Raw genomic sequence first — 20,970 nt, 5'->3', positions numbered from 1 at the left:
ATGGAGGGACTATGAGCGAAATTTTATTTCAACCTCTCGGCAATCCGATTGCCGCCGGACTGGCGCTGGATCAGGTCGCCGACATCGATCCGCGCCTGACCCGCAGCCATTATTTCGACGGCCGCTTGCTGACCGCCGAAGACCTGACCCGCGATCAAATCTATCTGGATCAGCGTTTGCGCGAGCTGGGCCGGGTGCTGGGCAGCGGCATCGTCGCCGGTTTGGGCTTGAGCTTCGACCGCTTCACCGGCTTGCTGGCGCTGGAACCGGGGTTGGCAATGACGCCGGCCGGCCGGGTGCTGGAGCTGGGCAGCCGGCTCATCGTCAATCTGCGCGACCGGGCCTTAATTAGCGGCTTGAACGAGGGCAATTTCTCGAATCTGAACCGGGGTTTGTATGCGGTCGTGTTGCGTTATGTCGATGTGGGCACCGACATTGCCGAAGTGTTTCCGAAAGATTTGAGCGCCAAGCGTGGCTTTCAATACGCGATGATTACCGAGTCGGTGCAAATGGGCCTAGTGCCTTTGCCGATTCCGTTGCCGCAACAAAGCCCTTTGCAGATTCGGGCGCGTTTGATGAGAGAGTTGCTTGGCGATGATCAATTGCACGGCTTATTGCCGGAAGATGCCGTGGCACTGGGTTTGGTGGCGATTCAAGAAGGCGCGCCGCAATGGCTGGATGCGCAATTGCTGCGCCACCCCTTACGCGCCGAGCCGGGCATAGACGCATTGCAAAGCGATTTGTCGCGGCAGTACGAGGCCTTATTAACCGACATATTAAGCAACCGCCGCAGCGGCGGACTGACCGGCGATTTTCATGCCAGCGATTATTTTTCCCTATTGCCGCCGGTCGGCACCCTACCCAAGGAAGCGGTCGATCCGGTCAACGGCCGGCAAGGTTATTTTCCGGAAAACTATCAGGTCGCTATCGCGCCTTTACGGCAATCTGACGTGGAACAGATTCGCGCCGAGTCCCTGGCTTTGCCCCCCATTGATTTAAGCAACGGTGAGCCGGTGGACATCGTCGTGTTAGTGCCCTTGTCCAATCTGGATTACGGCCATTACGCCGCGCAACTGGAGCGTAACTTCGATCCGAATAAACGCCTGCTGCCGCAACTGGATTTGCTGCGCCTCAAGCTATATCCGGTCAGGCCGGTGCATGCACTGGATACCGACCAGGCCGCTTGGCAAGCCATCTGGGACCGCTTCGGCAGCAACGCGCCGTTGTACGTGCGCCGGCCCAGCCGCGCCGCAGAAACCTCGATCAGCGGTATCGTGTTAGCGCTAGGTACGTCCTTGCCGACACCGCCCGAAGTGGTGGGTGGTCCGGCCGATGGTGGCGGTTTGATCGACGACGAGGACAACGTGTTCTTGAAACGGGTGAATTACCCGATGCTGGCCGAGCTGCGGGCTCCGACCGACGATGCTGGCCGTGCGGCATTAGCGGCGTTGGTGGCGTCCTTCAATGAATCAACATTGGTAGCCGCCAGCCAGCGCATATTGCTGTTGGTGGAACGCCAATACGACGCCGTGATCTGGCAAACCCTGCAACAACTGGCCGCGGCTAACAATCTCGAAGCATTTGTGGCAGGAGTGCGCGCCAAGTCAGCCAACCAAACCACCGGCGCCTGGGTCGGAGAGAGCGGTGCAGGATTGGGTTTGGAGAATGGTTTAATCGGGCAATGGGCTGCGTTGGTGCCGTGACGGGGATTAAGAAAGATTTAGCTGCTTTGCAATGCTTTCAGAGGATGGGGAAATTGGCGGTTTTATATCCCCTCACCCTAGCCCTCTCCCGGAGGGAGAGGGGACTGTTTCGACTTTTTATGAGTACTCAATAGCTTCGAGTTGGAGGCGAGTTTTATCCCGTATGCCGCGCCGAGCACCGGAGCTTTTGAACGGATCAGCCCGAAGGGGTGTGGCATGGATGCCGCACGTTGCCGAAGGGGCAGGAAGCCCCTTTCGGCAACCCCGTTCAAAAGCGAGGAGCACAGGGGATAAGCGGCATTCGGGTGTCTTTTCTTTTGGATACTTTTCTTTGGACAAGCAAAGAAAAGTATCTCGGCTGTCGGTCCGAGAACCGACATCAACAACATCCGTCGCGATAGCGACACAATAAAAGCTGTTCCAGGTCGGGGAAGGTTTATGCAAACAAAATTTCCCCAACAGATATGGAAAGAAGAGTAAGGAGTAGCCATCATGTCCATGATCCTGCTGCATAACCCCATCGCCAGCTCCCGCAGCTTGCAACGGGTGCACATGTTCCCCGGCCGGCATCTGGGCGAGGAAGAGTTCGACCGCGAACAGGCCTATGCCGATGCGCGGCTGGCTACCGTATTGCAGGGCAAGACCGCCGGCATCGTGCACGGCCTGGATTTACAACTGGGGCCGAACGGCTTAGCTGAACCCGGCTTTAGCGTCAGCGCCGGCTTAGCTCTGGCGGCCAATGGCCAGGCACTGGGTCTTTACTATCCGCTCCGTGCCGAGTGGCAGGATTTGATCGACGCCTACCTAAACCGCAACCAGGTCGTCAGCGCGGTGGGTGTTTATTATTTAATGCTGACCCGCGGCGACCGGCAAATCGACGGGCCGGGCGTCGATGCCTGCCAACGTACCGAATTGGATCCAACCCGCGACACCCAAAGAGTGTTGGCCGGCAGCCTGGCTCTACAGCGCATCAACATAAGCGACAACGCTGTCAACACTTGGCCGCGCGACCGCATCGAAAACTGGGTAGCCGCCGACCGGGTCGATGCCGGTTTCATGGCCAAGCTGGGCCATGCCGTACCGCTGGCCTTGCTGGCGGTGGTTACTAACGAAGATGCCAGCTACCGTGTCGCCTGGCTCTCGCAAGAAGCCGGCCGCTACGAAGCGGTGGCAAATAGTGGTTACCGGGTTTTGCTGAATCAAAGCGGCGCGGCGATGCGGCGAGTCATGCAGGCCGCTGGTTTGCCGGCTAATGCCGGGATTCCGTTGCCGCAGTTCCTGCACGACAATCTGCATCTGGATTTTTTGCCGGCAGCCGGTCAGTTGCCGTTGGACTGGCTGCAAAACCCCGCGACGCCGACACCAAATCTAATTTGGCTGCCAAGTCATCTGGGCATAGACATGGTGCCGGTGCCGGAAGAAGCGGTGATCGAGCTGTTGAACGGCCATATCGCCCGCCGGGTCATTGATTTGCGCCAGCCGGCCGGCGACAAAATTAGGTTGCTGTTGGCGGTGAACGAGCCGGATTATCGGCCTAATTTATTGGACATTCCGCAAACCGACAGCGTGCTGGAAAGCGATATTTTCCGGTTTTACATGCGTGCTTACGAGGCTTGGCGCAAATGGCGCCAACAATTCGATGCCTTGTATTTCGTCGAGCCGTCCAATACGCCGCCTCTGGCTGGCGGCATAGGCGTGATAGAGCATGCGGTGCTCGATCCCGCGCAATTCAAAAATCTGGATTTACCTAAACCGGAAGTGCCGCCGGCCTTGCCTTTGACGATTTTCGAGAAAGTCATCGCTCGCGCCAACACGGAACAACAAGACCCGCAAAATCCCGGCACGCCCTATCCCTATAGCAAAGGTGTGCCGGCCTTACCCAATTTTTATAGTAACTGGCTGGGCGCAGACGGCAATCCGCCGCCGATAGCCGTGCCCAGCGACGATGGCTTGGTGGTGCAGTACGCGGTGGCCTTGGTGGAACTGGAAGCCATCGAAAACCAGATTCGAGCCATCCGCAGCCGGGTCGAGAAAACCCGGGATTTTTTGCTGCTGCAGCGCCAACAACTGGATTCGCAAACCGTGGCCTTGGCCGCGCTGGCCGGCGGTGTAGCCGGCGACGGCACCGGCTTGCAGGTGGCGCGCTGGCTGCCTTACGCCAATCTCAACGCCACCGATATTCCCAATAACGTCGACAAAGCGGTCAGCACGGAAAGCGTGGTCAGCAATGCGCCTAAAGCCGTGTTCGCCACCGCGTCAGCGGGCTTATTCAACAGCGCGATCAGTCAGATGGCTGCGCCGAAAATCAGCGCCAGCAGTGCCTTGAGCAACAACTTATTGAGTAACGCGCTGGCTTCCACATCGTCAGTGTCCAAGGCGGCGTTTTTGTTGACCAGCAAGCCGCAAACCTATTCGGCGTTTGAATTGGGCATAAACAAAAACCGCCTGGATATGTTGTCGCGGATTACCAAGGAAGCGGTCAGCAAGCCGGCTTTTGAGGCCAAGGAATACCGCTTTGGGGTGATCGATCATATCAGCCCGGAAATCAACGAATATGCCAAAGCCTATTACGGGATGAAGGAATTGCTGGCCACGCTGACCGATTTGTTCGACCCCACCGATGCCGCCACCTTGCGTAAGCAGATGGAAAAAGTCGGCGTGGTGGAAGACGATCAGGCCGGCACCAATGCCAGCAATCCATTCGAGCGCAGCGGCAAGCTGGAGTCGCCGGCGGTGTTGGACAACCTGGCCGACAAAAACGCCCCGAACAATCCGCAGCGTTCCAGTCTGTTAAAAACCCAATATCGCTACCATGCCTTGTTCAAGGCCGGACGGATTTTGACGCAATGGATCGCGATTTTTGAGGCGCGTTACAACAATATCGAACGCAAACTGCAAGGCAAGTTACGCGAACAAGCCAACAAGCTGGCGCAGATCGACAAACTGGCCGGTTTGATCCGGGTGGCGCGGGAAACCCTGGAAGGTATGGATAGATTCCGCGTCGAACAACTCGGCGACTACGGCGTCGCGCAGCGCTTGCTGGACGAAGATTGGCGGCAGGTCTGGGCTTTGAATAACGAACGCACCCGAATTTTGACCAAGGCCTTGCGCGGTTTGTATTACGTCAGAGTGCGCGGTACGCCGGTCAGCGCTGCCTTGGCCGATCCGCTGGCTTTGCGATATGGCAGCCGCAATGACATCGTCCCCGGCTGCGATTGGGAAGAAGAGGTGGATTTGCCGGCGGCGCTGGACCCGTTTTTTGCGGCAATCTGCGAGATACCGATGGACGACTGGGCCGGCTTAAAACCGTTGCGGCCCAAGCTGCCGCCGTTTCAGCAATTCGATTATTTGGAGCAATTGCGCCAGGCTCGCTTCAAAGCCAGACCCGCCAGCCTGTTGACGCCGGCCAATACCGATACCTTGCAGGCCCGCCTGCAAACCGTGCATCTGCAAACCCAGATTGTCATGCAGCAGTGGGCCAGCTTCAGCTTGCCGGCTTTTACCGCCAGCAGTTTGCAAACCCAGGCGGCGGCCGCCAAAGTGTTGGCTTTGGCAGACCTGGCCGGCGCAGCCGGACCGCTACGCAAGCCCGCCCACGAATTGCGTGAGCAGTTGGAGCACTGCCAGTTTTGCTTGCTGGAAAAACTCAATCTGTTGCCGCCGTCCTTACGTTTGCAGTGGGGACAACTGGCCGAAGACGATCAGATTCGCGTCGAAGACGTATCCTGGTGGCCGGGCATGGACAGGGCGGAAGCCGACGATTTCAACGCTGCCCGTACCGTATCGGAATTAATCGCCTGGTGGTTCCGGCAATTGGACCGCGATGCCTCCGCTGCCAGCCGCAGCGCGATGCGCAATATGATTCGGGCCGTGCTGATTCATGCTTCCTTGGGCGATCCGCAGGAAATCATTCGCGGCAACGTGCATGTGCCGCCGCGCCTGGCAGCGATAGGTGAACGCTTGCAGGTCAAGTTGAACCGGCCGCCGTTGCCGGGTACCCGGCTGCAGTTGCTGGATACCGAGCAGCGCGTCGTGGCGGTGTTGGCGGTGGAAGACCACAGTCCGCAAAGCACCCAGGTCACTATCGTCGATATGCTGCAAAGTGGCGTGAAGATCAACACCCGCTTTAGCGTAGTGGCGAATAAGCTGACGCAGCAGCGCTTGTAAATTGCCGTTATGACCAAGCTGGCCGCCGATACTGTTGCGATACACCGTCTGACCGTCCGGGCCGGGCAGCAACGGGCGGCTGAAAGCGTGCGCGACAGTTTGCAAAGTGCGGATTGGCCGCAAGCCGGGCAGGATAACTGGGTGTTTATCCGCCGCCTGCAAGTCAGCGGTACGGCGCGGCAACTGCCCAGGCAGTTGCTCGAGCAAACCCGGCAACACTTAAATTCCGGCAATCATCCCGAACAGCTGATGCGCTTCGCCAGCCTGGCCGAGCTATTGGCGGCTTTGCTGACGGATCTGCTGCGCGGCCGCGCCGGCTTGCATTGGTATTGGCGACGCTGGGCGCATTGGTTTGATTTGCCGGTGTCGCGGGCCATATCCGGGATAGTGTCCGAACATCTGGATTTGCTACCGTCGGTTTGTGCCCGTTTAGCGCAACGAGAAAAATTAGCTGCCGTCTGCTTGAGTCTGACAGACAGCGATGGCCGGCAATTGGCGGTTGAACTGGCCGGAATGAGTGGTTTTCGCTTGCCGTCTGTTTTGGAAATCGCCGAGGTGCTTGGTTCTGAAATCGATAACGCAGACCGGCAAACCCCTTTAGCCGCCAGTCAGCAGACTTGGGCTGAGCAACTGACGCCTAGGCCCGGATTGCTGGCGTATTGGCGACCGCTATTGCAAGAACTGGATGTCGCCGACGGCCGTTATCAATTGGCCTTATTGCTGATCGGCCAAGACTTGGCGCCATTGTTGTTGCAACAACAGCCGGCTAGGCTGCAGGCTGTTCTATCCGCCTGTTTTGCGGCTATGCTGAACGCCAAAAAAGCGCAGACGAGTGGTGAGCCCAAGCCCAAGCCGGTATGCGCGAAGGAACAGATCCATCCCCGGCAAGTAAAACCCCCTTTGCAAGCGCAGCCGCTTAACCAAGTCCATCAAGCCCGAGCGCAAACAGACGGCGAGGCCAATCCGAAACTGGATGCCGACACCGAGCGGCAGATACCGGCGCCATTACCGCAAAAGCCCCTTGCCGAGCATGATGGCAACTATATTCGGCAATCCCGGCAAACGCCGATGGCTGAAAGCCTATCGTTAGCCGACTCTTCTTTTCCTGCCAAGGCGCTTGCCCAGGGCTCTTCTCCAGAGCCGGCCAGCGCAGACCTGGAGTTTGCGGGATTCCATACCCGGCAAGGCGGCTTGCTGTATTTATTGAATATCCTCAACCGGCCTGAAATGCGCTGCTTGATGCTGGAGCATGCCGAAACCTTGCCTAGCGGCTGGGGCTGGTTGTACCGGCTTGGGCAAGAGTTGCAATTGCAAGAGGACGATGCGCTGGTCGATTTCATCGCGCGGCAATTGGGCCTGGACGATAGCGGCGAACTGGGCCGATTGCCGCCGCTACCAGCCCGCGAACAGGTGTTGGATTTGGCCCAGCGCTGGTATGGCAAGACCGGGGTTTGGCAGCCTGAGTTGTTGGCGCTCACCGGGCAAATTCACTACAGCCCCAGTCATATCGATTTGTACGCGCCGATGTCTGCGATCCGATTGCCGGTACGCCTGGCCGGGTTGGACATCAATCCGGGCTGGCTGCCGTGGCTGGGCCGAGTCGTGGGTTTTCATTATGACTAAGCCGCCGCAGCCCTTGGCCGAATCGCTAAATCTGCAAGCACCTAACCGGCAGCAACCGTTGGCGGCCTTGGTGCGGGTCGGTTTGGCAGAGTTCTGGGAGCGGATGATGCCGGGCGACACCGAACTGTCAGAGCAATTGCGGCAACAAGCCGCCCGGCTGTTAAACGTGGAAGTGCTGCCGAGCTGGATACAAATGCGCGAACACGCAGTGGCCCAGTTGCATGCATTGCCCGGCCCATTTGGGCATTGGTTGCGCGAACAACAGATCGATCTGCCGCAAGCCTTTTTGTTGGCCGTAGTTGGCAGCGCCGAGACCGACTATCTGGTGACCCTGACGCTCAGCGAATTGCAAGCGCCCAATCCCGGCAACCGCCTCGCCGCGCATCTGGCGCTAACGATGCTGGACGAATTATTCGGTGCCGGCACACTGGATGCGCTGGATTTGCATGCTACGCCGTTGGTGCAACAGCAGGTGTTATTACTGGAAGGATCGGGGCCGCTGTCGCTCCGGCCATTGCGCATCGAGCCGGCCTTGTGGTCGGTATTGTGCGGCCGGCCGACGATTTGGCCGGGATGCCGAGTGGTTGCGTTGACTGACCGGGAATTGCTGCCGCAACGTATCCGCAAACAATTGCCGCATTTGGCGACCTTATTGGCGAAAGGCGAAGTGCGCGGCTTGGCGATACGCGGCAACAGCGGTTGCGGCCGGCGGGCCTTGGCCGCCGAGCTGGCCGGTTTGTTGGGATTAACGGCCATCGAAGTGCCGAGTGATTTGTGGCAACAGCAGCTGGCCTTACCGCTGGCCTGCCAACTGGCCGGCTGGCTGCCGGTCATCAAGGTGCAGGTCGCGGCCGGCGAAAGCTGGCAGTTGCCGGCGATACAACCCAATATCGCCCATGTGATTGTGCTGGGTATGACCGATGCGGTATCCGGCCAGGATTTGTTGGAATTGGAAATGGGCGTGCCCGACGAAGCCGAGCGCCGCCAGCTTTGGGCGCGTTACCTCGCCGATCCGGAATTGGCCCGCCGTGCCGCCAGTGCCTTGCTGAGCGGTCCGGTGATCCAGAAAGTGGCGCGCAATGCGGTGCTGCGCGCAGAACAAAGCCGCAGCGTATTGAATGCCGAACACATTGCCCAAGCCCGCCGCGATTTGGGGGCGGAACGCTTGCGCTTGCTAGCCGAGCCGGTGCGGCGGCGCGTCGAACGCGAAGCGGTGGTATTTCCGCCGCTGGTGGAGCAATACCTGCACGATTTCATCGCCCGCGCGCACAGCCGCGAATCGTTGTGGGAAGCTTTGGGCGTAACCTTGCAAGCCTCGCGCAATGCCGGCCTGCGGGCCTTATTCGTTGGCGACAGCGGCACCGGCAAAACCCTGGCCGCCAGTTATGTCGCGACCGCGCTGGGCGCGCCGCTGTACTGTGTGGACTTGGCGGCGATCATGAACAAATATGTCGGCGAATCCGAGAAAAATCTGGGCCTTTTGTTGGATCTGGCTGCCGCCGCCGATGCCATCCTACTGTTCGACGAAGCCGATTCTTTATTTGGTCGGCGCACCGAGGCCCAGCAAAGTGGCGAACGTTACGCCAATATGCTCACCAACTTTTTATTAACCCGCATCGAAAACCACCCCGGCATCACGATTCTGACCACCAACAGCCGCGAGCGTATCGATAATGCTTTTACTCGCCGGTTGGATGCGATTGTGGATTTTCCCATGCCGGGGTTTCAGGAGCGCCTGGATTTATGGCGCAGCCATTTCGGTCAACGCAGCCCCAGCGACGATTTATGCAAAACGCTGGCTAGCTATTGCGACATCAGCGGCGGCCAGATTCGGAATGTGGTGTTGACCGCTGCCGGTTGCAGTCCGGCGGATCAGCCTATCGGCATTGAGACCTTATTGTCGGCTTTACAGCGCGAATATCAAAAACTGGGCCGCAATCCGCCGGCGCAGTTAAAACAGTTAAGGAGTTAGCTTATGGCAACCCTGGCCTCCAAACTCCGTAAAAAGCAGCCGCAGCGCAAAACCAGTGCGCCGCCCAAACCCAATGAAGAGAAAAAACAGCGCAAACCGGCGTATCTGCAACGCAAGATGGCCGTCAGCCAGCCGCATGACCCCGAAGAAAAGGAAGCCGACCAAGTGGCGCAGGAAGTCAGCCGCGCTAAAAAATCCGGCGATCAGCCGGGGGTGAAGGAAGACAAGGAGATGATTTCCAGCAAGCCGGTGCCGAGTGCTCAGCGCTTGTTGCGGCGGCTGAACCGGGCTGTGGCGGATGCAGCCAAGCCGGAAGAGGAGCAAAAACCGGTGCGCCGGGCGAAAAAGCCGGATGAGGAAAAGAAAAACCCAGCCGCGCAGCGCTCTGTGGAAACCGAGGACAAAAAAGAAGATCAGCTCAAACGTCTGAGTCGTAAAACCAAGGAAGAAGAAAACCCCAAGTCTGCCCGGCTATTTCGTAAGGCCGCAGGACCCGAAAAAACAGACGAACAGCAAACGACTGCCGCCCGTTTGTTACGTAAATCCAAACCGGCGGATGAGGAGCAAACGGTCGCCCAAACCCGCCTGCACAGGGCTGCCGCCGAACAAGCAGAGCAGCCTGACGATACCGAATCAGCCGCGTCGGCAAACACAGTCGAGCAGTCGGTGGAGGCGCGAATCGAGGAAAGCCGGGGTAAGGGAGCGCCGTTGCCGGAAAGTATCCGGCGCGAAATGGAGCAACAGCTTGGTGCGGATTTTGCCGGGGTGACCATTCATAACGATGCCGAAGCGGCGGATCTGTGCAAGCAACTCAATGCTCGCGCCTTTACCGTTGGTAACGATGTTTACTTCGCGCCCGGCGAGTTTGCGCCGGAAGCCGACGCCGGACGCGAACTGCTGGCGCATGAGTTGAGCCATGTGGTGCAACAAAGCGGCGGGGTGCAGCGCGTGATGCGCGCGCCGCCGGTGGCACCTGCTGCCGCTCCGGCCGCGGGCGGTGCCAAAAGTGCCGGTAAAGGTACGCTGAAGGGTGGGGAATTGCATGTGCCCCTGCTGACTTTGCCGCAAAAACCGGGCATGCAGGAGAAATTCAGCGCCAAATACGGCAGGCTGACCAATTGGAAATTACCGCAAGCCGACGAGCGCACCAACCAGATTGACGACTGGAAAAAGCAGATCAAACCGTCGTCCGGCGGCTGGGATTTAAAACCCTACCTCGGCAGCGATAACACTTTGCCGGATACCAACGGTGCCAGCACGCAATATGCCTTGAAGCTGAAAGCCGGGGGTGGCGGCCAAGGCTATCTGATCGGCTCCGAAAGCGACATCCGCGAGCAGGCTATTCTGCCGTGGTGGAATAGCCAGGGCGCGCCACATCTGTTCGATGTCGATCATATTCTGGAACTGCAATTGGGCGGCGATGCGGACAAGCTGGAAAACTTCCAATTACTGGATGCCAGCGCCAATCGCAGTTCGGGCAGCAAGATTAAAAATGCCATCGATAAAGCGATACGCGCGGCCATTCCACCCGAAGTGGAAGGTGGTGGCGACTTGCCGGAAAACCTCTCCAAACCGCTGCCGGGACGCGGCAAAGCAGCCCCTGGCGCTGCACCGGCACCGACTGCGAATGCCGCGGCGCCTACTCCGGTCCCTGCCGCGGGAGGCGGTGCAGCACCGGCTACCGCCGCCAAAGATCCGGCCTCAGCGGCACTGGACGCGATCAAAACCAGCTATCAGGATAAGCTGATTTTCGACGAAGTGAAATTCGAGGGGGCCGTCGGCGGCAATCCGGGCATCTGTTGGCAGGCGGACCGCGTCACGAAGATGGAACACATGAAGCCTCTGGAAAAAGCCACCAAATCCAATGCGCCCGATCTGTTTGCCAACGATAAATTGCGGCTGCTGCCGCGTCCCGGTGCCGGGGTGTTGTTTGTTAGCGCCTTGAAGGGCGACCCCGGCAGCGAAACCTTCGACGCCGGTAATTGGGGCGGCATGTCGGTGGTTGGCGGAACCTTCAACCGCAGCGCCGGTAGCGGTACGGTGACGCTGACCATGCCCAAAACCAAAAAAGTCGATGCGCAGAACACGACACTAAATTTTGTCAGCAGCGGTGCGCCGACGCTATGCCATATTCCTCCCGGCCAGGTAGCAGATGCTTATCGCAACGCTTTTAAAGCCAAGACTTTGAGCCCGATTGCGCTGAATAACGCCGATATGGATGCCAGCGCCAATATCGTCGGCGGCGGCGTCTTAACCATCGACGGTATTCCTTTGTTGGCCGGCACGACGGTTGACGTGGCGTTGGTGGGCGGCGATCTGGTGTTTTCAAAAACCTTTTCTACCGACGAGTTCGATATGAAAGGGCCTATCCAATTGGATAGCAGTTCGCTGACGCTGAGTGCCGGCGCGGCCACGCCGATTGCCGCCGCCGGCTTGGTGGAGTTTCACATTGGCGAACTAGCTAAAGGCTCTTTGGAGGGCAGTGCCACCGCCGGGGGCTTTGCGATGGCCGGCCAGCTGGAATTTGATAAACAGCTGTTCACCGGTGCGGGGCGTATCGACTATGACAGCGCCAAAGGCATTAAAGCCTCCGGGACGCTGGGCCTGAAGCCGGGCGCATTGAAAGGCATCAAAAAAGCCAGTTTTACCCTAGCTTACGACGATGCCAAAAAAGCCATCGATTTTGCCGGCGATGCCGAGGTTTCCGTGCCCGGCTTTAAAGGCGCCAAACTGTCCGCGCATGCCGACGATACCGGCAATATCAGCCTGGGCGGCGAGGCAACGCTGTCCGACACCGTTCCACGCATCAAGGGCGGCAAGCTGAACATTGCTGCTGATCGGAAGGGCGATGTCTGGTCTTTGGGCGGCGGCGGTGAGCTTGAGCCCGATTTGAGCGGATTGGACGCCAGCGCCAAAATCAAACTGGATTATAAAGATGGCTTATTGAATGGCAAACTCACGGCCAATTACAAACGCAGCATGCTGGCCGGTAATATCGATTTGAATGCCAAAGCCGTGGTCGGTGAAGGTGGCGGCGAGGCCGAACCGATCAAGGTGTGGGGCAGCGGCACGGTCGATGTCACCGCCGCGCCGTGGTTGAAAGCGACTGTTGGATTGACATTGGACGAGAAAGGCGAGATTACCGTGTCCGGCGAATTGGGTTTACCCAGTTCGTTGGAGATCTTTCCGCGCAAGGAGATCAACAAATCGCTGTTTGCCGTTGCCACGCAAGTGCCGATTGTGCCGGGTATCGTCGCGGAAGTGGGCGGCAATCTCAGTGCGACGGCAGGCATTGGCCCCGGCAGCCTGGATCAATTGAAAATCGGCTTGACCTACAATCCAGAGCATGAAGAAAACACCAAAATTACCGGCGATGCGCATCTTAAAGTTCCGGCGGATGCTGGGTTGCGCTTGGCGGTGCGGGCCGGTATCGGTCTGGGCATTACCGGCGCCAGCGCCACCGGCGGCCTGGAGATAGGCGGCAAACTGGGTATTGAGGGTGCGGCCGAGGCTGGCGTGCATGTGGATTGGACGCCGGCCACCGGTCTGGATTTGACTGCCAAGCTGGCGGTGTCCGCGCAACCCAGCTTTACCTTTGATATTTCCGGTTACGTAGCCGTGACTGCATTGGGCTTCAGCGTGTACGATCAGCGTTGGCAACTGGCTTCGTATCAATTTGGTTCGGATTACAAGTTTGGTATCAGCCTGCCGGTGCATTATCACGAAGGACAACCCTTCGATGTATCGCTGGATGACGTGCAGTTCGAGGTGCCGGACATTTCGCCGGGCGACATTTTGAGTGGTTTGATTGCCAGGATAGCCTGATGAATGCGCTTAACGATTTGCTCAGAGAAGGCGTGATAGCCCATCAGTCAGGTAACCTGACCGAGGCAGCGCGCTTATATCGGGCGGCGCTGGAATTGGACGCTGACAATGCCAGCGCGCATAACAATCTCGGGTTCGTGCTAGCGCAGCGGCAAGAGTGGCCGGAGGCCTTGGTGCATTTGCGTACCGCGTTGCGCCTGAAGCCGAATATGGCGATGGCGCATTGCAATCTTGGTCAGGTGTTGGTGAATACCGGTCGTGCCGGCGAGGGTTTGGCGCATTTGGAGCAGGCTACCGCTTGCGATCCGGATAGCGTCATGGCATGGGATAATCTGGCACGGATTAGAGTGCTATTGGGCGACTTTCAGGGCGGAGAATATGCGGCGATCCGAGCCTTGAAACTGCAACCCAACGCGCCGCAGCTGCATACTCGTCTGGGCATCGCCGTGGCCGCTCAGCAACGGCTGCCGGAAGCCTTGCAGCACTATCAACAAGCTTTGGCATTAGACAGCAAACATCAAGAAGCCTGGGCGCAACTGGGTATTACCTGTTTCCTGCGTAACGATCTGGGCAGCGCCCGCGATGCGTTGGAAACCGCGCTGGCGCTGAATCCGGACGACAGCAATGCCTTGCGGCATCTTGCCTTGGTGAATCTGAGTCTGGGTAACCGCGATGTCGCCATCGCCCAGTTCGAGCATCTACTAGCGCATAACCCGGACGATGACGACTCGCGCTTGGATTTGGCGGTGGTGTTGTTATCCGGCCAGCATACGGCGGCGGCTTTGGAACAGCTGGAGTCGATAAACGAGGCTGCGCGCGCATCCAGCAAATATCGGTTTTATTTGGGTTTGGCTTTGCAACAAAACGGCGAACAGGAATCCGGCGCGCAATTGCTGCGGCAACTGGCCGATTTGCCGGATGATGCCTACGGGGTTAAGGCGCGGAAGATGTTGTTGGTGAGTTGAGTTTAGTGAGGTGGGAGGGTTTTGAATTCGAATCGGAGGATTTCGAGCATTAAAGTATTTAAGCGATTTGTTGAAATGGAATATTTGAGAGGCGGGAACCGGCCACAGAGCAGTCTTGGAGGAATGACGGCAAATTGGCACATTGCCCGATGGCTTCGCTTCATTGATCGTCCGACTGGACACGGAAACATAACAACCTCTAAAACAACTATCGGTGTAGTTTGGATGATATACAGAAAGGAAAATCCTTGCTGATCACAAACTTATTGTAGCGGCGCAGGTTTCATGGTAGATGTTCAGAAACTATCTAATAACTAGTTAGCGCCCATGATCCGGACAAAAATCCTCTAGGAGGTTAGCGATGGATGTTGGTACCGCCATAACAGTGAGCAAATCCCTGCTGGAATTGGGGCAAGACATAGCCGAGGTTGTTAAAAAAGCCCAGGACAGTCCAGACGTCACGAAACGTGTTCTTTTATACTTGGAATCGGCGCGGGCAGCAGTTAACGCTTTAGGCCTCGAACGCCAACACATTCTCACAGATGTGCGGAAATGTGACGTCGGAGAACTTGATCAGGTAAACGCTCTCTGGGCGCGACTTGATCGTTACCTTCATGAGGATAATATTCGCCCTCAGTTGGAGAATTCAATCCGCGGGCTGTACGCATGCCATCAGGCAATCGAAAAAGAGGCAAAGGGAATCTGGTGGCGTAAGCGCGATAAACAACTCGCTGTAAAAGCATTCACAAATACCTTAAGTGAACTGGAAGCCATGTTGCAGGGCTTGAGCTCCAACTTCTATCCTGGCGGGAGCGGTATGGGAGTCCAAACGCTTGTGCCAATCTTTGAATTAATCAGCAAGGTTCGTGAGGACCGTAAATTTGGCCGGTTCCAAGACACTCAAGTTGAATTGGTTCATGAAGAGCTTGGCGAATTGGCCTACCAAGGCGTATGTGACGAATCACACGAGGAATGGTTTCGGATGGCTGGAAGGGTTGAAGCGTTAGTTGCGCAACTGCAATTAGCGTTCTCGGTAAAGATAACGAAGGAACATGCAAGCGGCTTCTGACAAGCGGCCAGGGCTAACATTGCGCTCAAGCCGACCCGCTTCCGCTTCACTCCAGCAGTCGGCTTAGCTTTACGTTGAATGTCAGCTAATTGAATCCCTCCCGACATTGAGTGCAAAGCTTCGAATGTCGCCTTGGGGGCGATGGCTACAGTTCACCAGTTCCAAATGCCATTATTCAATACGGCTGCAATCTTATCGGTACTGGCGGCCTGATTTAGATCTGGGCCGGTGGCGGTTTTAGCTGCGATGAAGGGATGGATTTAAAAAGGAATAGTAATCACAAAACCTCCAAATATTCGCATCCGTCATAGCTAGTAAGTCTAAGTTATCTGGGCTCCCGCGCAGGCGGCAGTCCAGTAAAAATCCTGGATTCGAGTCCAGCTTGATGCCTTAGTTGTTGAAACTGCCCCAATAACCGCCCGCAAAATCAATATTCCCGCTTGAAAAAATCGGCCGTAAGGCCAGAATGAAACACAGAGCACTACTGCGGTGTTAACACCGCGCAAGCGGTCGATGACGAGTGGAACAAATGAGCGGCAACGCGTGTCCTGTCTGAGGATTGAACGTTAGAGGCAATTACCACGTAAAGAGCGGGTACGGAAAGATTCAAATTGGTGCATAGTGGCGTCGAATCCCTCGAGCAATCGTGGTTTCGTATTTTGTTCATAATTGGCTGAAATGATGGCAGATGTCTTGGTTAGTGCGGCCTCACGGTAAATTTCGGGATTTCTGACTGACTACAGACCTCGAGTCTGACCTCGTCAACGGCATCGGCGGTAGGCTGGCGGGTTGGAGGCTACAGTTTAGGCTGTGGAATCCCCCGCCGGCGGGCTCATCATCCAACTCCGGTTATTTCTCCCTTCCTGCTTCTCGAATCGCATCCCAACTGTTTTTCGGTGTTAGCGGCAAACCTCTGGAACCTTGCCTCCGTATCCAAACATGCACCGATTACATTTAAAATTCCGTGGAATAGGCCTAACCGGTCAGCATTGATACAATAAGGCATTATTTCTCAAAGCCACATTATCCAGGGAGTACTTCATGATTCGCTTTCCAGCAGAATGGGAAACACAATCAGCCGTTATCATCGCTTGGCCGCACCACAGCGGCGACTTTACCAATCTGTCCGCCGTCGAAGACACCTATCATTTTGTCGCCACTACCATCAGCCGGTTTCAGCCGCTGGTGATTATTTGCAAGGATGGCGAGCATCAGCAGCATATTCAGACGCAACTGGGCCACAACGAAAAAATTCATATGGTGCAGGCCGATTACAACGATATTTGGCTGCGGGATACGGTGTTTTTGACGATGGAGTGGCAGCACCCCAAAGCCAGCGTGCAGTTGCTTAACTTTCGATTCAATGGCTGGGGTAAGAAATATCCGCATGCGGCCGACGACGCCTTGAATTTGGCCTTGTTTGCGCATCCGATTTTTAAAGGCCATCCCACCGCGACCTTGGACTTGGTCTTGGAAGGCGGCAGCGTGGAGTCGGACGGGCAAGGCACCTTGATGACGACCAAAAATTGTTTGCTCAACCCCAACCGTAATCCGGATTTGTCGGAAGCGGCGATAGCCGGTCAACTGCAAAATTATTTGGGCGCGAAGCGGATTTTGTGGGTCGAGCAAAGCAATCTGGCCGGCGACGACACCGATGCGCACATCGATACGCTGGCGCGGTTTTGCGATGCCAACACTATCGCTTATACCAGTTGCGACGACAGCGCAGACCCGCATTTCGAGAGTCTGAAAAATATGGAAGCGCAACTCAAAACCTTTAAGACAGAAGGTGGCGATGCCTATCGGTTGGTGGCGCTGCCATTACCAAAACCGATTTTCGATGAACAAAGCCAGCAATTACCGGCCAATTACTCGAATTTCCTGATTATCAACGGCGCGGTATTGGTGCCGGTTTACGACGACGCGATGGATGCGGTGGCGCTGGAGCGCTTGATAGGCTGCTTCCCCAATCACGAAATCATCGCCACGCCATGCCGGTCGCTGGTGCATCAATACGGTAGTTTGCATTGCGCCAGCATGCAGGTGCCGGCGTTCGTTAAATTGAATTTCTAAGCATCTGTCCGACTCATGAAAAAATCGATTATCGCCTGCGCCGTGCAACAGCCCTGCAATCGCGGCCGGGAAACCAATCTGGCTTATTCGATTAGTCAAATCGAAACAGCCGCCCAACAAAATGCCGACTTAGTGGTCCTGCCGGAGCTGCATCTGGACCATTATTTTTGCCAAAGCGAAGACACCGGGTGTTTTGATTTGGCGCAGCCGATTCCCGGTCCAACTTGCGACACGCTGGCCGAAGTGGCGAAGGCCAATAAGGTGGTGATCGTTTCGACCATTTTCGAGAAGCGTGCGTCGGGTTTGTACCACAATACAGCGGTGGTGTTCGATAAGGACGGCAGCATCGCCGGCACCTTTCGGAAAATGCATATTCCCGACGATCCGGGGTTTTACGAGAAGTTTTATTTCACGCCGGGCGACCTGGGTTTTACGCCTATAAAAACCACGATAGGCAAGCTGGGGGTGTTGATCTGCTGGGACCAATGGTATCCGGAAGCGGCGCGGCTCATGGCGCTGGCCGGGGCTGATTTGTTGATTTATCCCACCGCTATAGGTTGGAATCCCGAGGACGACGCGGCCGAGAAACAACGCCAATGCGATGCCTGGATTACCGTGCAACGTGCGCATGCGGTGGCGAACGGCATTCCGGTGATTTCCTGCAATCGTATCGGTTTTGAAGCGGCGCCGGATCAAGCGCCGGGCATTCAGTTTTGGGGAAATAGCTTTATCGCCGGCCCGCAAGGTGAGATTTTAACCAGTGCCGACGAAAGCCAAGATGTGTTGTTATTCGCCGAGCTTGATGCGCAGCGCAGCGAGGATGTCAGACGCATCTGGCCGTTTTTGCGTGATCGGCGGATAGATGAGTATGCGGATTTGAAGAGGCGGTTTATCGATTAAACGCTGATGATGTCAGCGATTTGAGAAAGCCGGACAACAGCTAGAACTGTTGTCCGGCTTTTTTATCAGTCTTCGCTGGCGCTGCGGCTGACAGGTTCTTGAGGTGTTTCGCTGTGGCGATTGTTGCTGCGCTCGGCGAACTCTCTGTCATAAGAGCGCGGTTGGCTACTGGCTTCGCCGCTTTCGGAATAGCTTGGAGCTGGGGCTGGACGTTCGCCGCCTTGATTGCCTGTTGAGCTATTTTCGCCCGCTTCGCCAGCGGCGCTTTGCTCGGGGCGTCTCTCGCCGCCGTTGCGCGGGCCCCGTCTGCGGCTGCGGCTGCGGCGGCTGCGTTCTTGGCCACCGTTGCCGTTTTCTCTTTTTGCGGTTGTAGTCGCGTCGTCGGTATTTTCCTGGTCAATCACCACGGCTTGCTTTGGCTCGACTGGAGCGCTGCCCGTAGCTTCGGTATTTGCCGGGTTGTTGGGCGGACGGCGATTGTTGTTACGGCGGTTGTTGTTACGGCCTGATGCTGAGCGCTCGCCTCTCTCTCCTCTGTCGCCGCGATCACCACGGTCCCGGCGATTGTTTCTGCCGGATCTGGGTTTGTCTTCGTTGCTTTTTTCAGAGGCTTCGCCGTTTTCGGCGGCTTTGCTATTCCCGATTAGACGCTGCCAGAAACGTTGAATCAGACCGGCAGAGGTCTTTTTGTTTTGTACGGGGGCCGGGGAGTCCGGTAAAAACTCCTTAATCGCGGCTTTTTCGGCTTTAGGGCCGGCCTGCTTGGCAAATTCCGGTACCGTGATGTCTTCTTCCTTGATATGCAAATGGCTGGCTTTTTCTTCGCTGCTTTCGCCTGCGGATTTGATGCGTTCGATATCGTAAGACGGGGTTTCCAGGTGTTTGCTCGGCAGAACGATAATGCCGACTTGCAGTCTGGTTTCGATTTCCTGAATCGCCGCGCGTTTTTCGTTGAGCAGGAAGGTGGCGCAATCGATAGGCAGATGCGCGATGACACGCTCGGTGCCTTTTTTCATCGCTTCTTCCTCGATCAAACGCAATACCGCCAGCGTGACCGATTCCACGTTACGGATGGTGCCTTGGCCTTTGCAGCGCGGGCAGGTTAGTTGTGTGGAGTCGCCCAGCGAGGGGCGCAAGCGCTGTCTGGACATCTCCATCAAGCCGAAGCGCGAGATGCGGCCGGTCTGGATGCGGGCGCGGTCGATTTTCAAGGCATCGCGCAGACGGTTTTCCACTTCGCGCTGGTTTTTGTTAGACATCATGTCGATGAAGTCGATGACGAACAAGCCGCCCAAGTCGCGCAAGCGCAATTGGCGGGCGATTTCGTCGGCGGCTTCCAGATTGGTGTTTAATGCAGTCTCTTCGATGTCGCTGCCTTTGGTGGCGCGCGCCGAGTTGATGTCCACCGAGGTCAAAGCTTCGGTGTGGTCGATAACAATCGATCCGCCGGATGGTAAGGACACCTCACGGCGATAAGCCATCTCGATTTGGGTTTCAATCTGGTAGCGGCTGAACAGCGGTACGCTGTCCTGATACAGTTTGGCCTTGTGCAGATTGTGCGGCATCACCTGCTTCAAGAAGTTATGCACCAGTTTGAAAGCGCCTTCCTGGTCGATCAGAATTTCGTCGATGTCGCCGCGCAAGTGATCGCGCAGGGCGCGGATGATCACGTTGCTTTCCTGGAATATCAGGAAGGGCGCGGTTTGCTCGGTGCTGGAGCGGTCGATGGCTTCCCACAGTTGCAGCAGGTAGTTCAAGTCCCATTGCAGTTCTTCGACGTTTTTGTCGGAGCCGGCGGTGCGGATGATCAAGCCCATGCTGTCCGGAATTTCCAGCGCGGCCATGGTTTCGCGCAATTCGCTGCGGTTATCGCCTTCGATACGGCGGGAAATGCCGCCCGCTTTGGGGTTATTCGGCATCAGTACCAAATAGGTGCCGGCCAAACTGATGTAAGTCGTTAGCGCCGCGCCTTTGTTGCCGCGTTCTTCTTTTTCAATCTGAACGACGATTTCCTGGCCTTCGCGAATATTGGATTTGGAGGATTTACCCTCTTCGCTGTCGCCGGTCCGGTACTCGGGGGCGATTTCCTTGAACGGTAGAAAACCGTGTTTCTCGGCGCCGTAATTAACGAAGGCGGCTTCTAGGCTGGGTTCTACCCGAGTGATGATACCTTTATAAATGTTGGATTTTTTTTGTTCTTTTGAAGGAACTTCGATGTCGAAATCATAGAGTTTCTGACCATCTACCAATGCCACTCGCAGCTCTTCGGGCTGCGTGGCGTTGATAAGCATTCTTTTCATTAAATTATCCTTATTGTAATTTGTATCCTACTTAGAGCTTAAACAGGTTTGGTTGTCGCGGATAAAGGCGGCGTGTTTCCCCATATGTACTTAAGTGAGCGGCCAGACTGACGGAAAACTGCAATTAGTTGTAGTAATTGTCGCAGCGGGTTATCGGCATTGCCGAGGGTGGCGCTTGAAAAGTGGGAGGTCTGTTATACCGAACTCTATTCTAAGGATGCAGCTCGCTCATCATGGGTTGAGCGATAAAACCCGAAAAAATTCTTTTAGGTCAGCGCGAAGACACAACGCTGAAACCCCGGTCTTTAAATTTTTATAGCTAAAGTCTATCCAAAGATAAACTAGCCTAATATAGCAATGTTTATTGACAGCA

Annotated in this window: 10 protein-coding genes; 9 read left to right on the top strand and 1 reads right to left on the bottom strand. The window is 56.4% G+C overall.

The annotated features are described in order from the left end of the window. Window positions 1-11: 11 nt before the first annotated feature. The 9 genes from JL719_RS21050 to JL719_RS21010 all read left to right on the top strand — a co-directional run bounded on the left by JL719_RS21050 (window position 12) and on the right by JL719_RS21010 (window position 18,297). A complete protein-coding gene (locus tag JL719_RS21050; RefSeq protein WP_051670165.1) occupies window positions 12-1,703 on the top strand; it encodes a hypothetical protein in 1,692 nt (563 codons plus the stop codon). Between the two features lie 492 nt (window positions 1,704-2,195). Beyond that, window positions 2,196-5,870: a hypothetical protein gene (locus JL719_RS21045; protein ID WP_051670167.1), complete on the top strand. Its 3,675-nt coding sequence runs from the start codon at window positions 2,196-2,198 to the stop codon at window positions 5,868-5,870. A 9-nt stretch (window positions 5,871-5,879) separates the two neighbouring features. Continuing rightward, the gene (locus JL719_RS21040) at window positions 5,880-7,493 is read left to right on the top strand and encodes a hypothetical protein (protein ID WP_033157790.1); all 1,614 of its coding nucleotides are present in this window, start codon (window positions 5,880-5,882) and stop codon (window positions 7,491-7,493) included. After that, window positions 7,486-9,465 carry an ATP-binding protein gene (locus JL719_RS21035; protein WP_051670169.1) on the top strand — a complete coding sequence of 660 codons (1,980 nt, stop codon included), beginning with the start codon at window positions 7,486-7,488 and terminating at the stop codon, window positions 9,463-9,465. The genes JL719_RS21040 and JL719_RS21035 overlap by 8 nt, the downstream gene beginning before the upstream one ends. Window positions 9,466-9,468: 3 nt before the next feature. Then, window positions 9,469-13,290, top strand: coding sequence for an eCIS core domain-containing protein (locus JL719_RS21030; protein ID WP_051670171.1), 3,822 nt, complete (start codon window positions 9,469-9,471; stop codon window positions 13,288-13,290). Further along, entirely contained in the window at window positions 13,290-14,255 is a 966-nt protein-coding gene (locus JL719_RS21025) for a tetratricopeptide repeat protein (RefSeq protein WP_033157791.1), read from the top strand. The genes JL719_RS21030 and JL719_RS21025 overlap by 1 nt, the downstream gene beginning before the upstream one ends. Window positions 14,256-14,616: 361 nt before the next feature. Beyond that, the gene (locus JL719_RS21020) at window positions 14,617-15,324 is read left to right on the top strand and encodes a hypothetical protein (RefSeq protein ID WP_033157792.1); all 708 of its coding nucleotides are present in this window, start codon (window positions 14,617-14,619) and stop codon (window positions 15,322-15,324) included. A 1,041-nt stretch (window positions 15,325-16,365) separates the two neighbouring features. Continuing rightward, on the top strand, window positions 16,366-17,397 hold the full coding sequence (locus JL719_RS21015; protein ID WP_033157793.1) for an agmatine deiminase family protein: 1,032 nt from the start codon (window positions 16,366-16,368) through the stop codon (window positions 17,395-17,397). 15 nt (window positions 17,398-17,412) lie between these two features. Beyond that, window positions 17,413-18,297 (top strand): carbon-nitrogen hydrolase, encoded by an 885-nt coding sequence (locus JL719_RS21010; protein ID WP_033157794.1) that lies wholly within the window; start codon window positions 17,413-17,415, stop codon window positions 18,295-18,297. A gap of 65 nt (window positions 18,298-18,362) precedes the next feature. Here the strand turns inward: JL719_RS21010 and JL719_RS21005 are convergent, their stop codons facing one another. Next, window positions 18,363-20,597 carry an Rne/Rng family ribonuclease gene (locus tag JL719_RS21005; RefSeq protein WP_033157795.1) on the bottom strand — a complete coding sequence of 745 codons (2,235 nt, stop codon included), beginning with the start codon at window positions 20,595-20,597 and terminating at the stop codon, window positions 18,363-18,365. Window positions 20,598-20,970: the final 373 nt, after the last annotated feature.

The sequence above is a fragment of the Methylomonas sp. LW13 genome (assembly GCF_016865255.1).
In the GTDB taxonomy this organism is placed as follows: domain Bacteria; phylum Pseudomonadota; class Gammaproteobacteria; order Methylococcales; family Methylomonadaceae; genus Methylomonas.
The sequence above is the reverse complement of the archived record's forward strand: the minus strand, read 5'-3'. Positions and strand labels throughout refer to the sequence as shown.